This window comes from Streptomyces sp. MnatMP-M17, from assembly GCF_900091995.1.
Taxonomy (GTDB): domain Bacteria; phylum Actinomycetota; class Actinomycetes; order Streptomycetales; family Streptomycetaceae; genus Streptomyces.
Map to the genome: position 1 here is coordinate 1 of NZ_FMDK01000530.1, position 14,391 is coordinate 14,391.

General features: G+C 69.0%; 18 protein-coding genes. 5 read left to right on the plus strand and 13 right to left on the minus strand.

The window, feature by feature from the left end; genetic code table 11:
- Positions 1-151 precede the first annotated feature (151 nt).
- Together GA0115259_RS23255 and GA0115259_RS23260 are read right to left on the minus strand one after the other, a co-directional pair.
- The gene (locus tag GA0115259_RS23255) at positions 152-880 is read right to left on the minus strand and encodes a hypothetical protein (protein WP_093600572.1); all 729 of its coding nucleotides are present in this window, start codon (positions 878-880) and stop codon (positions 152-154) included.
- Positions 881-941: 61 nt separating this feature from the next.
- On the minus strand, positions 942-1,919 hold the full coding sequence (locus GA0115259_RS23260; RefSeq protein WP_093600575.1) for a radical SAM protein: 978 nt from the start codon (positions 1,917-1,919) through the stop codon (positions 942-944).
- A gap of 267 nt (positions 1,920-2,186) precedes the next feature.
- Here GA0115259_RS23260 and GA0115259_RS23265 point away from each other — a divergent pair, with 267 nt between their 5' ends.
- Both GA0115259_RS23265 and GA0115259_RS23270 read left to right on the plus strand, forming a co-directional pair.
- A complete protein-coding gene (locus GA0115259_RS23265) occupies positions 2,187-3,242 on the plus strand; it encodes a helix-turn-helix domain-containing protein (RefSeq protein WP_256098100.1) in 1,056 nt (351 codons plus the stop codon).
- Between the two features lie 17 nt (positions 3,243-3,259).
- Positions 3,260-3,832, plus strand: a complete 573-nt coding sequence (locus GA0115259_RS23270; RefSeq protein WP_093600581.1) for an HD domain-containing protein — start codon at positions 3,260-3,262, stop codon at positions 3,830-3,832.
- Here GA0115259_RS23270 and GA0115259_RS42905 read toward each other — a convergent pair.
- Positions 3,750-4,244 (minus strand): DUF4262 domain-containing protein, encoded by a 495-nt coding sequence (locus GA0115259_RS42905; protein ID WP_093600584.1) that lies wholly within the window; start codon positions 4,242-4,244, stop codon positions 3,750-3,752. The genes GA0115259_RS23270 and GA0115259_RS42905 overlap by 83 nt on opposite strands.
- A gap of 62 nt (positions 4,245-4,306) precedes the next feature.
- Between GA0115259_RS42905 and GA0115259_RS42085 the strand changes: the two genes are divergently transcribed.
- A complete protein-coding gene (locus tag GA0115259_RS42085; RefSeq protein WP_345941029.1) occupies positions 4,307-5,251 on the plus strand; it encodes a GNAT family N-acetyltransferase in 945 nt (314 codons plus the stop codon).
- Positions 5,252-5,429: 178 nt separating this feature from the next.
- A complete protein-coding gene (locus GA0115259_RS23285; RefSeq protein ID WP_237540414.1) occupies positions 5,430-5,837 on the plus strand; it encodes a hypothetical protein in 408 nt (135 codons plus the stop codon).
- A gap of 88 nt (positions 5,838-5,925) precedes the next feature.
- Here GA0115259_RS23285 and GA0115259_RS23290 read toward each other — a convergent pair whose 3' ends face one another.
- Together GA0115259_RS23290 and GA0115259_RS23295 are read right to left on the minus strand one after the other, a co-directional pair.
- Complete coding sequence (locus tag GA0115259_RS23290) at positions 5,926-6,291, minus strand: hypothetical protein (RefSeq protein ID WP_176732626.1); 366 nt, start codon at positions 6,289-6,291, stop codon at positions 5,926-5,928.
- A gap of 23 nt (positions 6,292-6,314) precedes the next feature.
- Entirely contained in the window at positions 6,315-6,710 is a 396-nt protein-coding gene (locus tag GA0115259_RS23295) for a hypothetical protein (protein ID WP_093600593.1), read from the minus strand.
- 122 nt (positions 6,711-6,832) lie between these two features.
- Here GA0115259_RS23295 and GA0115259_RS23300 point away from each other — a divergent pair, with 122 nt between their 5' ends.
- Positions 6,833-7,186 (plus strand): hypothetical protein, encoded by a 354-nt coding sequence (locus GA0115259_RS23300; protein WP_093600596.1) that lies wholly within the window; start codon positions 6,833-6,835, stop codon positions 7,184-7,186.
- Positions 7,187-7,315: 129 nt separating this feature from the next.
- On the opposite strand, the gene GA0115259_RS23305 is transcribed toward GA0115259_RS23300, so the two are convergent.
- The 8 genes from GA0115259_RS23305 to GA0115259_RS40510 form a co-directional block, all read right to left on the minus strand.
- The gene (locus tag GA0115259_RS23305) at positions 7,316-7,819 is read right to left on the minus strand and encodes a hypothetical protein (protein ID WP_093600599.1); all 504 of its coding nucleotides are present in this window, start codon (positions 7,817-7,819) and stop codon (positions 7,316-7,318) included.
- Between the two features lie 248 nt (positions 7,820-8,067).
- Positions 8,068-8,820, minus strand: coding sequence for a 7-carboxy-7-deazaguanine synthase QueE (locus GA0115259_RS23310; protein WP_161230444.1), 753 nt, complete (start codon positions 8,818-8,820; stop codon positions 8,068-8,070).
- A gap of 61 nt (positions 8,821-8,881) precedes the next feature.
- The gene (locus GA0115259_RS23315) at positions 8,882-10,219 is read right to left on the minus strand and encodes a hypothetical protein (RefSeq protein ID WP_093600605.1); all 1,338 of its coding nucleotides are present in this window, start codon (positions 10,217-10,219) and stop codon (positions 8,882-8,884) included.
- Between the two features lie 170 nt (positions 10,220-10,389).
- Positions 10,390-11,508 (minus strand): ATP-grasp peptide maturase system methyltransferase, encoded by a 1,119-nt coding sequence (gene tgmC / locus GA0115259_RS23320; RefSeq protein ID WP_093600608.1) that lies wholly within the window; start codon positions 11,506-11,508, stop codon positions 10,390-10,392.
- Positions 11,505-12,452 carry an ATP-grasp ribosomal peptide maturase gene (tgmB, locus tag GA0115259_RS23325; protein ID WP_093600611.1) on the minus strand — a complete coding sequence of 316 codons (948 nt, stop codon included), beginning with the start codon at positions 12,450-12,452 and terminating at the stop codon, positions 11,505-11,507. The genes tgmC and tgmB overlap by 4 nt, the downstream gene beginning before the upstream one ends.
- Positions 12,449-12,760, minus strand: coding sequence for a putative ATP-grasp-modified RiPP (gene tgmA, locus GA0115259_RS23330; RefSeq protein ID WP_093600614.1), 312 nt, complete (start codon positions 12,758-12,760; stop codon positions 12,449-12,451). Before tgmA ends, tgmB begins: the two co-directional genes overlap by 4 nt.
- A 37-nt stretch (positions 12,761-12,797) precedes the next feature.
- Positions 12,798-13,814: a threonine/serine dehydratase gene (locus GA0115259_RS23335; protein ID WP_093600617.1), complete on the minus strand. Its 1,017-nt coding sequence runs from the start codon at positions 13,812-13,814 to the stop codon at positions 12,798-12,800.
- 23 nt (positions 13,815-13,837) lie between these two features.
- The coding region (locus GA0115259_RS40510; protein ID WP_093600620.1) for a 2OG-Fe(II)-dependent halogenase WelO5 family protein at positions 13,838-14,391 on the minus strand (554 nt) is incomplete at its 5' end.

Genomic DNA, 14,391 nt, shown 5'->3' on the forward strand with positions numbered 1-14,391 from the left:
ACGTCGATGGACGCGATCCGTACGGCTCCCGGGCGCAGCGGTGGGGGCTGCGGGGAGCGAGTGCTGGGCAGAGTGCTCTTGATGATCACGGTGGGGTGTTTCCTGCCGTAGGACGGGGCCGTGCGCCCGGTGCGCACGGCCCCGTAGGACGCTACCGGCTGCTGGCTTCCGGAGTGCGGTTGAAGACGGACGGCGCTATGTCCCAGGCGACCGCGGCCACGGCGTCACGGATGATCAACTCGCCGTCCCAGTGCAGGCGTTCGGCCGCCTTGCCGCCGAGCAGCGCCGTCGTGAATGCGGAGCACAGCACGCTTGCGGCCATCGACTCGGCGGTCCCGTCCTCCAGTCCGCCCAGCAGCAGTTCCTCGCACGCTGCTTGCGCGGCGGCCTGCTCGCGGCCCCCGGCGAATTCCGGTAAAGCCACCAGGCCGTGCTCCTTGGCGGTGTGGCTGATGAGCCCGAATGGTTCCAGGTCGTGGGCGGTGTCGATGAAGCGGACGATGCCGCGCGCACGGACGGACCGGTCCGTCCAGGCCTCGGCCACAGAGTTGACACCCGCCGCACGCGCCGCTCCCTCGGGGCGGGGGAGCTGTCGCAGGACGTGCAGGTCGTCACCCCCGCCGTGCCAGGCGATCACCTGGGCGTCGCGCCGGCCTTGAACGAGGATGTTGTCGATCTCCGTCAGGATCTGCTCGTTGTCGCCGGGTTCCTCGGGCAGCATCACCCGGTACCCGAAGTTCACCAGGCCGACGCTGACGGGGCGCGACCGGGTGCGGTGCACCGGCAGTACCACCAGTGAGGCGCCCATGATGACGGGGTCACCGCCGTCGTCGCCCCACAGCATGGCCATCGCGCCGAGATAGAGCGTCGTCCTCTGCACGGGCCTCGTACTCGGCCCGAACGGGGTGTCCGCCCACCCGAGATTCGTCAGTTGCCGCACGTCACGCCGCCCGCGGAACCGCGTGGATCGACCGGCCGACGTATTTGGAGACGTGGTTCTCCTTGAAGCGGTAGCGCTCCCAGATCGCCGAGATCGGCTCTTGGAGCACGTTGCCCAGCGGCTCCCACAAGTCCGGGGCATCGTAGACGGGCCACGCCTGGGCGAAACCGTCCGGCTCGATGACAATCATGTGTCCCTCGTTCTGGGGAGTCCACGTCGTCAGGCGCAGGGCGGGGGCCCACATATGTTCGGCCCGCGCCTCCTTGAGGCGGGTGAACGCGTCCTCCGCCTCCGTCTGGCTGATGAACTCGTGCTCGGGCAGCTTGAGGGCGTTGCCCTTGCGCAGGGGCAGGATGAACTTCACCTTCGTCGCGTCGAGCACGTCGGCGATCTGGATGGTGAACGGCAGCGCGGACAGCGTGGACCGGTACACCACCGAGGACAAGGCGAGCGGGATGCCCGCCTCCTGGAAGGCACGGACTCCCTTCATCTCCTTGTCGTAGTCACCGCGTACCCGCAGCACCGTGGCGCGGGGGCCTTCGAGTCCGATGTTGGCGTAGGCGACCTTCCCTGCCATGCCCTTGGCGTGCTGGAGGCCGTGGGTGGCGTTCGTGGGCACGGCGACGATGTGATGCTCGCTGTACATGTCCACGATGTCGATGAAGTCCCGGCGGAGCAGCGGTTCGCCCCCACTGAGGAAGACCCGGATGACCCCCCGCAGGTTCTCCTCCATCGTTGCGAGTTGCCGCAGCGTCGGGTCAGGCTTCTGCATGGTCTCGCTGCAGAAGCCGCAGTCCATGTCACACCGCTTGGTGACCTGAACGATCACCGACAGCGGATGGGCGAGCGTCGCGGCGACCGACGCGACGTCCACGCCTTCACCGATCGTGAAGTGCTGGCCGGTCAACGCGTACCCGATGTCTCCGCCGAGTTCCGTGTGCGTCTGCTTGGGAACGGTGGGTAGTCCGAGGTCGGTCATCTTGCCTCCGTAATCGGTTGTATTGAGCACGAACAGCCCGGCGCGGAAAGCCTGTAGGGGACGTGGCCCCAGCGCCGTGCCGTTGCTGTAGGCGTGGTCGCGTGCGGAAGGGCCTGGGGGCGCCGTTCTTCTGGGGGCGCTGACCGCATTCCGACCGTACGGCGGGGGCGGATGCGGTAGGACTGACTGTGAGTACGGGTTTCGGTGCGCTGGGCGACCGGGGAGCAGGCCGGTATGGGCAGGCCACGACGAACGACAGCAGGAGCGGTGAGCGGTTTCGTGCTGCGTCTGACGCGTGAGAGCAGCGGCCGCACGCAGGTCGTCATGGCCGAGGCGCTGGGTGTGGACGTCGACACGCTGCAGGGCTGGGAGTCCGGGCGTCGGCCGCTGGCGAACATGCGGGCCGGGGCCTTGCTGGAGCTGCGTCGGCGCCTGCCCGTGCTCGGCGCGGACAGGACGCTGGTGCGGTGGCTGGACGCGGCGATGGACGCGGACCGCATCATCGCGGCCGGACTCGCCAACGTGGATGCCCCGCACCCGCTGGCCAGGTGGGTACATACCCGCGAGACCGCGCACGTACTGGCCTGGGCGGTGAACGGAACAACGCCGCCGGCGCTCGCCGGGCGCTTGGCGAGGCCACGGCGCGGGCCGGCCACCGTCGCCCCGCAGCTGCCCGCAGCTGACCGGACGGTGTTCTTCGACCACCTGCGTGCCGTGACCGAACACGCTGCCCGCCAGGGCGAGGACGGGGTGCTGCTGCACCGCCAGGCGCTGTACCTCGCCTCCTACGACCGGGGCCAGGACGCGGCCGCGTGGACCGCCCACACCCTCCACGGCCGCCGTGACGTGCTCGCCCGCCGGGGCTGGTCCCCGCAGTGGGCCGCCGCCCGCTCCACCGCGACGGCACTCGCCCGGCTCGGTGACCCGCAGCCGCTGCTCGACTTCATCGACCACGCCCTGGCCGACGACGACACCGCCGAAGCCGCGAACCTGAACTACTGGGCGCTGTGGCTGGGCGCGATGACCATGCCGCAGAGCGACGACAGGTTCATGCGTGATCGGGACCTGTCGGGCTGGGACGCGCTCACCCTGCTGCGCGGGCTCGCGCAGGGCCTGGTCGACGCGCCCGGGTTCGTCGACCTGTACGCACACTCACTGTTCTCGCTGCTGGCGGTGAACCCCTGGCTGCCTCAGGCGGCCGGACCGCTCGCCGCTCCCCTGCGCGTACGGACGGAGCATCTGCTGGACTGCGCGGATCTTTCGGCACGATCACGCCGCGAACTGGGCAGAGTCCATTACGTTCTGAGCGAGAACTGCACCTGAGAGACCGGAGGCATGGCATGTCGGACGACACCAGCAAGGGCACCGCGGGCTTCATCTTCGAGATGGGCGTCCTCAAGCGCTCCGCCCGTACCGGCTGGTGGTTCACCGGCAACAAGCACCCCGAATCAGTGGCCGAGCATTCCTTCCGCGTCGGGGTGATCGGCGCTGTCCTGGCCATGATGGAGAAGGTCAACCCCGCCCAGGTCGCGCTGCTGTGCCTGTTTCACGACAGCCAGGAGACCCGCATCGGTGACATCCCGCACATCGGCCGCCGCTACCTGCGCGCCGCTTCCAACAGCGAAGTCACAGCCGACCAGGTGTCCAACGCGGATCCAGCCGTACGCGAGGGCGTGCAGAGCGCCGTCGATGAATACGAAGCGGCCACCACCCCGGAAGCGGTCGTCGCCCACGACGCGGACAAACTCGAATGCCTGGTACAGGCCGTGGAATACCGCGAGCAGGGCTACAGCCTCACCCAGAACTGGATCGACACCAGCCTGGCCAGCCTCAAAACACCGTCGGCCAAGGCCCTCGCTGAGGCAGCACTGTCCATGCCGTCATTGGAGTGGCAGCAGAACTACCTGCGCTGACGACCGACCAGCGCGGAAGACGAGACGATCCGGCGAACCGCTCGATGACGGAGTGGATCACGCCCTGCATCGCCCTGATGTCCAGGCCGGCCATCACGAACTCATGCCCCAGAGATTCATGCAGACCAACCGTGCAACAATAGGCGGCAGAACTCTCATCTGCACGAACTGCCCGGACGGCAAACCCGTGCTCCGCGATAACGCCCCGAAGTCGAGCAGCGTACTCCGCCACGAAATCCGGCGGACACACGGGGCAATCCACGTCCTCGCAAGTATTGCGAGGACGGCCCTCCGGCAGCACATTCGCTGCGACGGCAGGCGTGAAATCCAGATCGCGAATGACAAGCTGGGACAGGTCACCGCCCAGGCACGACCACCCGTAAGCCTGGCCGCTCGCGCCGTCGACCTCCACGACGAAGGGTCAAGGCCCGGCGTCGCGTGTCTGAAGACCAGCTGCACGGAGGGCCCTTGGTGATGGGGTCTGGCGGTATCGCGGCGCTTCCCGCGCTCTGGGGGCCGCGGTCCTCATACGTCGGGAACGAGATCGTCCGCGTGTACGATCAGGCGCTCGCCGTGCGGGCCGTCGGCCAAGGTCGGGCCGGTTACCGGCCCGACCTGCGTCCCGACCAGCACCGCAACCGCGCCTACTACACCGCGCAGACCGCCCTCTCCCAACTCCAGCAAGGTGAGCTGGAGATGGCGTGCGCGACCGAGCGCGTCCTGCCCGAGCCCGGGGCCGGCGTCGGCCGCGTCTCCCATCTGCTCGGCGGGTTCACCGCCAACCTCAACCAGCGCGCCCCCGGCGCGCAGACCACCCCGCACCTGGAACACCCTCGCCCGCACGGCCTGACCCGAATCGGAGACCACGTGACCGAGACCGGCACCATCAAGCTGCACCGCTACGGCATCGACCAGCTCGAGCAGATCCGCCCCACCCTCGTCGCCCTGTACGCCGAGGTCTACGCCGCGGACATCGAGCGAGACGCCTTCTTCTCCGTCGAGCGGTTCGTCGAGCGCCTGGCCGGCCACGCCTCACGTCCCAGCTGGGAAGCCGTCGTCGCCTACGACGGTGGCGAAGCTGCCGGATACGCCTACGCCTCCGCCCTGCCCCAGAAGACCGGCTGGTGGGTCAACATGCTCCAGCCGCTCCCCGAGGACGAGCTCCGCGAGACCGGCGACCGCACCCTCGCCCTGTTCGAGCTCATGGTCCGCACTCCATGGCGCGGAACGGGTCTGGCCCATCGCATCCACGAAGAACTCCTCACCGGCCGCGCCGAAGAGCGCGTCACGCTCCTCGTCGACCCCGAGCACCCCAAAGTCAAGGCCCTGTACGAGTCCTGGGGGTATCGCGACATCGGCGGCCAGCAGCCGTTCCCCGACGCCCCGATCTACGCCACCATGGTCCGCCCGCTGGCCTGATGGCCTTGAGGCTCGGAACTTCCCGATCATCAGCCGCCGACGCAGAGTTCTTCGCTGGGCTTCGGAAGGGCAGCGCATGAACACGACGCCCCGCCACCCCGCGCTTGACCAGGGTCTCTCCTGGCCCACGCTCCGCATGTGGGTCCGCCGAGACGGCGAGTGCGTCGACCTCGTCTCAATGGCTCCCACACGCGGCGCTCACCCCGAGGAAGTCCTGCTGCCGTGTGACCCAGAACCGCTTATCCAGCTCGGGAAGATCTCGCTCGGCAGCAGCCGCGCCGGTCTGTACGCCGCGCGCCTGACACAGGAGGGCACAGACCGCCGGCTGGTCCTCTGCCAGCGAGGTTCGGAGGGCGCGGTCCGGATCAGCGGCACCATGTCCTCGATTGCGGACCCGCTGTACGGGAAGACCCGAGCCGCCATGCTGGCGGCCGGCCGCGAGCAGAGAGCCGCAGGGAACCAAGACGGCGCCGCACAGTGGAGCACGATCGCCCGCCAACTGCTGCTGGCCAAACGATCCTCCCGACGCGGACACAGTGTCCGAACGGTCTCGGGTGGACTGCCGACTCTAGGCAAGCACGGATGAATGAAGGGACGAACTCTGCCAAAGCTCAGGGCATTGCCGGGTAGGAGCTGGCGGGGTGACCCGCCGCTCCTACCCGGCAATGGGTCGCTTACCCGTCCAGCTTCTGGTGCCTGATGTCGGCGGGCGAGATGACGACCTGGCCTTCGCGGATCTGCCACTCGGTCGTCCCGTCGAGCTCGTGGGTGGCAAGGAACGGGCCCCGGATGCGGTCGCCGTCCTCGTCAGAAGCCGGGATCCGGGCGATCTCTCTGATCTGATTCTGGAGCCAGTCGAGGGCCGACTCGCGGATGTCGGCGCCGTAGAAGAGGTAGTGGGTCCAGTTGACGTGCTGCCGAGGTGTGCTCCATCCGTTGGAGTAGTGATCGTCTGCGTGGGACGAGATGATCTCTTGGAGGACGGCGAGTTGCGTCTTGTCGCACTCCAGCCATCCTCTGACCGACACGTAAACGCCCATTTGCATGCCCCTTTCTGTTGTCGTCAGTTCTGGCGTGCGAGCCGTCGGCTGATGTCGGCCGCGTAGGTGCCAAAGTCTCCGGCGGCGGCTCGCTGCCACTTCAGATCGGGCGGCCGGGCTGGCCACCGGGGAACAGCCAGGGAGATTCCGTCCGGGCGGGGACCGCGTGGCTGCGGCGGGGCCGCGACCTGGCGGAGTGCCAGGTCAGCGACCAGTTCCGGCAGTTCCACCGGGACAGCACCGAAACGGACTCGGACTGCATCGTCGGTCTGCTCGATGTGGTCGATGGTCAGGCGGGAGACCGCTGCGGGCCACTGGGCGTAGAGGAGCAAGAGCAGGCCGGCCAGGCGGTCCTCGGTCCGTAGGGTGTTGTCGTGCAGCAGGCGTCGGGCTGTGGACCAGCGAACGCCGTCGTCCATCGGACCGGAAGGGCCGTTCCATCTCACGGCCGGGAAGTTGAGGTCGCGGGCGATCTTCTCGGCCAGGGCCCAGCGCGGAGGAAACAGCCGGCCGCACCCCCCTCGACCGGAGCAGAAAACCCGTGGCTCTCTTCACGATCTCAACGAGTCCCGCCGAGGTCTCGATGTACCGCATCAGCAGCCTCACCGTCCTCGGCACCCCCGACGACGCAGTTCCCTACGCCCGCCGAGTCGAACCCGCACAGCTGGCGAACACCGAAAGAGTCGCGCGCTACCTCACCGACACGGCCCGTATGTGGCACCAACTCGGCGACGGGCGCCGCACTTTCAGCGCACTGCGATCTATCGAGCACACCGCACCGAAAGAAGTCCACCTCCCCGCGATCCGCACGCTCACCGCCGACCTCCTCTACACCCCAGGAAGCCTGCCCGGCCGCCGGGAGTTCGCGGTGCGCACCGGCGCCGTCGCCGCCTGACGAACACCGCGTGGGCGACGGCGATTCGCCTCCACGGTAGGCCAGATCCGCCAGACCCTGCACTCCGACCAGCAGCGGCGCTACCCACCGCACCGCGGACATCCGAGCACCGCCATCAACGCGGTGGTGTCAGATGCCGTGCTCCAGCACCGGCCGGGGATGGCGGCCCGGCGGGAGCGGCCGGTGGCCGGGCGACGGGGCGAGGTGCTCGCACACCCCGCCGTACTGGGGGAAGGCGGTGCCCATCTCCTTCTCCAATGCAGGAAAGAAGTGCTTCGCCTCCGGAGACTGTCCAGTGGTCTGCCAGGTATAGCCGGGCCCGTCGGCGAGCGCCCGGCGGATGAGGCGGCGGCCGAGGTCCTGACGCTGGTGCTCGATGGTGATGGAGATCTTGTTGATGCTCCCGACGCGGCAGGCGTCGCAGACCTTCCAGACCAGTGTTCCGATGTCGTACCCGCCCCGGTCGAACATTCGGATGCGGCGGTGCCCGGCCGGATGCTGGGCCGGCCAGTAGAGGAACCGCACCTCCTGGCGCCGCGTGACGAACAGAATCCACTGCCACCGCAGAGGCGAGAGGTACTCGGGCACGGGCGGCGTCACCGGCTTCTCCTCCTCGGACACGTCCGCGGTCATCCGCGCCGAACCGGCGGCCTCCGGCCTGTCGGTCCCCGGCGCCTCATGCTGCGACAGCTACGTCCCTAACATGCCAGAGACCACGTGAGCCGTCTCACCTGGGATTCTTCGCGGGACCTATTGATAAAGAGCGTGATGTGGAGCCAGCGGTCCTGGACACAGGTGATCGGAAAGCACCGCAGTGCCGCTCGCCCGCTGCCGGTCTGGTGTCCCACCCTCGCTTCTTCCACCACAGCGGCGTGACACCGTCAGCGGTCGGGGTCGTCGTTCCACAGGAAGACATGGGTACGGAAGGACAGGCCGTACCCCCGGCTCAGGGCGGCGTCCACCACCTGCTGGGCCGTGGTGATGTTCGTGGAACTGTCGGACCCTTCCGGCATCACCATCACGCGCTGCACCGGTACCGGTACGTCCGCGACGATGCGGTCGACCTCAGCGAGATCCTTCTCGTGGTCGCCGGTGACGACGAACTTGAACCACGCCTTGCCCGTGTCGAGTAGTGCCGCGAGAACCGACGGCTTGTACCGCTTGGACAGCCGGTTCCCGCTGTTCGCCAGCTTCGGCGACACGTTGTACTGCGTGACGACGGAGTCGAACGAGGCGGTCGGCGGGATCGTGCCAGCCGTCTCGATGTGCACCTCGTTGCCCCAGTCGCGTAGTTGCTGCAGCACGGGGACGAGGGCCGGCTGCTGCATCATCGGCTCGCCGCCGGAGACCACAATGATGGTCGGACGCGTCTTGATGTCCCACAGCTTCCGCAGGCCGGACAGGACATCGTCCGGCTCCATGAGTTTCAGGCCGTACGCCGGATCATCCCGGTCGTAGCGGTGCCCACTGCGGGTCTTCGCCGCCTTCTCATCGGTGACCGCCCACGTGTACGCGGTGTCGCAGAACGTACATTCCAGATTGCAGTCGAAGACCCGCACGAACAGGCAGTGCCGGCCCGCGGCACTGCCTTCCCCTTGAACGGTGGGCCCGAACAATTGGCTGATCTTGAGCACCTGTGCTCCCCTCAGACGCCGGACTGTGAATGCGCGGACCCGCCCCTCGGCAGGCGACGTCCTACCGTGCCTTGCCGAGGTGCACGGCCGGGACCACCTCCAGGTCGGTGGCCTCGACCTCGACCAGGAGGTGGTCCGCCAGGCCCGGGGGGAGCTGAGCGCCCACCCACTGGTGCACCCACCCTGCTAGCCAACGCTCGTCCGTTCCGGTCTCCACGCCTCCGCCGAGCCGGTCCAAATCCTTGCCGCGCAGCGGCCCTTCCGCGCGTTCCAGGGCGGAGGCCGCCGTGCGCAGCCGCGCCGAGGCATCCTCGGTGAGGAGGTCCACCGGGGCGAGGACCTCGATCCGGACACGGTAGTCATGCCGGTGCCGGCCCTGCCCGCACGGATGGTTCCTGAGCTGCGCCAGCGGGGTGTGGTGGGCGGAGACCTCGATCAGGTGGACGGATGTCACGTGCCCGGCGAGCGCGGGGGTCTGCCGCCCGGCCGCGGCGTGGGAAAGGTAGGCGGTGTACTCCTGGCGGACATACCGCTGCGGGACGTCGTCCCACCGGTTGTCGGTGGGTGGAATCTCTCCACGCCACAGGCCGCTTTGCGCGTCCTGCTCGCGCAGGGCCTGCGCGGTGGTATGCGCGTTGTCCTGCTGCTCGGGCGAGGCGTAGTCGGCGAACGCGAGGACCGTCCGGTCGTGCAACGCGGCGCGCATCAGCAGCAGTTCACGGCCCAGGGCCGGATGTACCTCCCCGGTGATCTGCTGGATCCGGTGATGGGCCTTGAGGGATTCGGTCACCCGGCGGTGCGCTTCGGCCGAGAGACCGCCCGCCGAGTGCGCCGCGGCCGCTGCCTCGCTCTCGGCCACCGGATACGGGAGGAACGTGAGGCGCTCGACCGCCTGCTGCAGAACGGGGATGGTGCGCAGCCGGTCACCGACCGTCTCGCCTTGCTCTGCATGGGCCCGGATCACGCGGGTCGCCAGCGCAGCCACTGCATCCTGTACGGCGAGCCCGTCCGGGTCCTCGGCAGTGAGGAGGTGCTCCAGAAGGTCCCGGGCCTGGGGCCAGATGATGTCGTCCTCGGGGACAGCCTGTTGCAGGATGTCCTGGTCCGGGGCGGCGACGAGTTCGGCCACCGGCTGGAGCGGAACCTGGAGCAGCCGGCCACCATCCGGGGCATCCAGGCCCTGTTCGATCGCTGTCGCGTGCAGCGCGGCCGCCAGCACGGCGGTCACGGCCGAGGTCAGCTCGTCCTGGCCGGCGCCGAGGTCTTCCTCCGTCTCGACCCAGGCGTTGGGCAAGAGGATGAAGTGCCACTGGATCAGGGCCTGGGCCCAGGCGATACTGCCGGCCCACGGCGACGGGAATCGGGCCTTCTCTACCTGCTGCAAGATGTCGTCGTCCACCGGCTCACGCTACCGGCACCCTGGACTCCAGATCACGAGATCGGCTGGATCAGTTGCTCAGGCGAATCGGCACCGCCGGGGAACCGCACGGCCCGCGAGCCGGGCCGTGGCTTGGCATAGTGCCGGGCCCCGGAAGAGGCCCGGGTTCCGGGCGACGGGCGGGGGCTTGGTCACCAGTGGATGCTCTGGCTGTGCGGGCTGACGGTGACTGTGAACGTGTCCAGGGGCGGGCTGCCGGCTGTGTGCCATTGATCGAGGTGTTCTTCGATGTCGTTCCAGAGGGTGCCTGGTCCGCCCTGTCTGACAGTCCGGGCGTCATGGTGTTCGTGGAGGGCTGCCCAGGTACCGGCGGCGACGTCGAGGATGATGTGCTCGTCCCGTCCGTTGCGGGTGAGGGTGATGTGCTGGGCGCGGGGGGCTGCGAGCTGGGCGATGAAGCGTGTGGTCCAGTCGTGGAGCACGTCGATGCCGTAGCGGGTTTCGCGTTCGTGTCCGTCGTCCAGGTCGGGGAGCATGCCGAGTTTCGGCGGCTGGTGCGGGCGGGCGAACATGAAACTGACGTGGCCGGGGAGGAGAGGGCCGGAGGCGGTGGCGTGGTCGGTGACGGTGAGGCGGGCGAGTTCGCTGGAGCCGAGCCATCCGCCGATGGTGGTCAGGATCTGGCCGCCGGGCCTGGTCTGCTCGATCCATGCGGCCGGGACGGTGTGGACGGCGCAGGTGGCGATGATCCGGTCGTAGGGGCTGTTGGCTTTGTAGCCGTCGAGGCCGTCTGCGACGACGAGGTGGGGCAGTTGTCCGGTGCGGGCGAGGGAGGCTCGTGCGCGGGTGGCGACGTCTTCGTCGTATTCGATGGAGGTGACCAGGTCAGCGCCAAGCCGATGGGACAGGAGCGCGGTCGAGTATCCCGTTCCCGTGCCGATCTCCAGGACGTGCATGCCGTCGTCGGCGTGGAGGTCTTCGAGCATGCGGATGACCAGGGAGGGCAGGGTGCTGGAGCTGGTGGGCAGCCGGTTGATGTGCCCGTGGATGTCGGTGGGCACGATGGTCCCGGCAATCTGGGTGACCAGGGAGGTGTCGGTGTAGCAGGCGGGCAGCCACTGGGGGTTGTCGGGCAGGACGGGGGTCCAGGCGGAGGGGACGGCGCCTTCGATCTGCTGGAAGAATCCGTCACGGAGGAACTCGTGCCTGCCGGTGGCCTCGAGCGCGTTCTTCCACGGCTGGGTGCGCAGGGTTCCGTTCGCGGTCAGCGTGTCGGCGAGGTGCCGGCGCAGGTGTGTTTCACTGGTCATGGTGTCCTCTCCAGCAGGTCAGCCATGGCCTGGCGCATGGGCAGGCCGGTTTCGGGTTCGAGCCAGTACCACTGGCCGGACGGGTTGCACTCCAAGAACCACCACTGGCCGTCGTCGGCCTCGGCGAAATCGAACGCGCCGAAGACGAGGCCGAACCGTTCGAGGTAGCGGCGCAGGGCGTCGGAGATTCCGGGCGGGGGGTCAACGGCGGTGTAGGTGTGGCGGCTGTAGTCGGTGCGCCAGTCCAGGAGGCCGGAGTCGATTCGGACGCAGAAGACGCGGGGGCCGATGACGGTGACGCGTATGTCCCCGGTTTTGGGAATCCGTTTCTGGAAGAGGTGCGCGGTGCCGGCGACGCCGCCGTCGATCTGGTCCGCGGTGACGTCTGCGACTTCCACGGTGCAGGCCACGTCGTCGATCCGGTACAGCGGTATGGACAGGGGTTTGTAGATGGCCGGGCCGTGCTGCGTGATGAACGTCCGGGCTCGGTCGGGGTCAGAGGTGATGAGGGTGGGCGGAACGGCGAATCCCGCGTCGACCGCGGCGGCGAGGCCGGAAGGCTTGAACTCGGCGTCGCCGATCCGGTGGGGATGGTTGACGTAGAGGCATCCGGGCAGGGAGGCGACGATGCCTCCGAGGCCGTAGCGGGCCTGGGCGGTGGCGAACCGGGCGTCCTGGGGGTCGAGGTGGGGAAAGGTGAATCCGGACGGCCGCCGGTAGTAGAGCGAGCGGATCCGGTTCAGGCCGGCTGTGCGGGTGGGGGTGGTCAGGATTCCGCGGATGCCGTCACCGGTGATCTCGGCTTCGACCGACAGTGAGGCGGGGAAGTCCCCGGAGTCGAACCGCACGACCGGGACGCCCCGGCCGTGCAGTTCTTCGATGACGACGTCGGCGGTGGGGTCGTCGAGGTTGGTGACGACCATCACCGGTCGGGTGTCGGTCACTGGTCGGTGTCATTTCCGGTGTCGGAATCACCGTTGCCGTTGCCGCCGGCGCTGCTGCCGTCGCTGGGCTGGCCGGTGTTGGTGGTCGGGTTGGTGCCGGAGCTGGTTCCGTGGGCTGGTGCCTGCATGAGCACGCCGTCAAGCCCGTAGTACCGGGTCGTCTGTGTCGTGGGGTCGAGGTCGGTGCGCGCGTGCGCGGCGGTGGTGAGGGGGTAGGGGACCATCCGCCGCACCCCCCACGGTCGTGGCGTCACGGTGCCGGCGGGGAGCGGCGTGCCGGTGGGCATACGGTCCGAGTGGGCGAACATCTCCGGTCTCCTTCGTCAGGCGCGTCTCGTGCCTGTGCTATTGCACGAGGTCGCTGGGGTCGGTGTTGGCTCCGCACAGGACGACGGCGACCTTCTCGCCGTTGGCGGGCACATACGCCTGGGCTGTCCCTGCGGTGGTGGTGTGGCGGGGGGCGGTGAGGGCGGCGAGGGCGGTGGCGGCGGCGTGTTCGACGGCGATGCGGCGGTGGTCCCACAGCATCTGGCGGGCCCGGGTGATCTCGCCGTCGGGCACGGTGAGGGAGTGGACGAGGTCCTGCTGGGCGGCGTGCAGGGCCATGGCGGAAGCCTGTCGTGCGCCGAGGGAGTCCGCGGCGACGGAGTCGACCGGCACGTCGACGGGGTGGCCTGCTTCGAGGGCGGCGTTGAGAGCGCGGCAGTTGTCGGGTTCGACGGCGACGACGCGGACGCCGTGGTGGTGGGCGGCGGTGGCCACGCCGGCGAGCAGCCCGCCGCCGCCGACGGCGACGACGACGGTGTCGAGGCCGGGGATCTGCTGGTGGATCTCTTCCATGAGGGTGCCCGCGCCGGCGGCGATCAGCGGATGGTCGTAGGCGTGTGAGGCGAGCGCGCCGGTCTGTGCGGCGAACTCCTCGCATGCGGCCAGGGCGTCGGCGTACTGAGTACCGGTGAGACGGACATCGGCACCATAGCCGCGGAGTTTGTCGATTTTCACCGGTGGGGCGGTGGCGGGCAGGAACACGGTGGCCTGTACGTGCTGCTGCTGAGCGGCCCAGGCGCAGGCCAGTCCGGCGTTGCCGCCGGAGGCGATGGTGACTCCGGCGTCGGGGAGGGTGCCTGTGTCGCGGTGGGCCTGGAGGAAGTTCTGGGCACCGCGGGCTTTGAAGCTTCCGGTGTGCTGCATGTATTCGAGGGCCAGCCACACCTGGCAGGGCTCGGGCTCCCGGTCGTCGAGGGGGTCCCGGTGGGCGGTGCGGATTGCCCCGGGGTCGACGGGTACGAGAGAGACGGGACGGATACGCCCGGCGATGCGGTCGGTGGCGGCTTTGACGTCACCGTAGGTGAGGTGGTGCACAGAGGGCTCCCTTGCAGAGGGTGTCAGGACCAGGCGATGAGCCGGCCGCTGGGAGTCAGGGCGAGGAAACACGCGAAGGCGATCCGCCGCCCGCCGGAGCTGGGATCGACAGCGTGGAAGTGCGAGGAGTTGAAGATCAGCGCGTCACCTGGGCCGGGTGCGAGCCGTATGTGCTGATCCGCCTCGACGGTTTGACGGTGGTAACCGTAGGAGTCGCGGTGCTGTTCGTCGGCCGGTGCCCAGCGGTGGCGCCACACGGTCGTCGCTCCCCCGGCCGGGGGGACCTGGACCCACAGGTTGAGGGCGAGCTGAGCCAGAACGGGCTGATCGAACAAGCCGTCGGGGAACTCCCGGTTGATGTCGTCGTAGTGGACCAGAGCGCCCGCGTTGATCTCCCGCAGGGTGCCGCCGAAAACCGGCCGGCCTCCGATGGTCGCCGGGACGACGTCCGTGCCCCAGGCCGACCCGAGGCGCTCCAGCGCCACGGCGACCGGGTCCGGGCGCAGGCAGGCCCGGTGCCAGGCCGCCCTCGCCGCCTGCGCGTCGGGCCAGTACCGGCTGGGGTCCAGACCGCCGG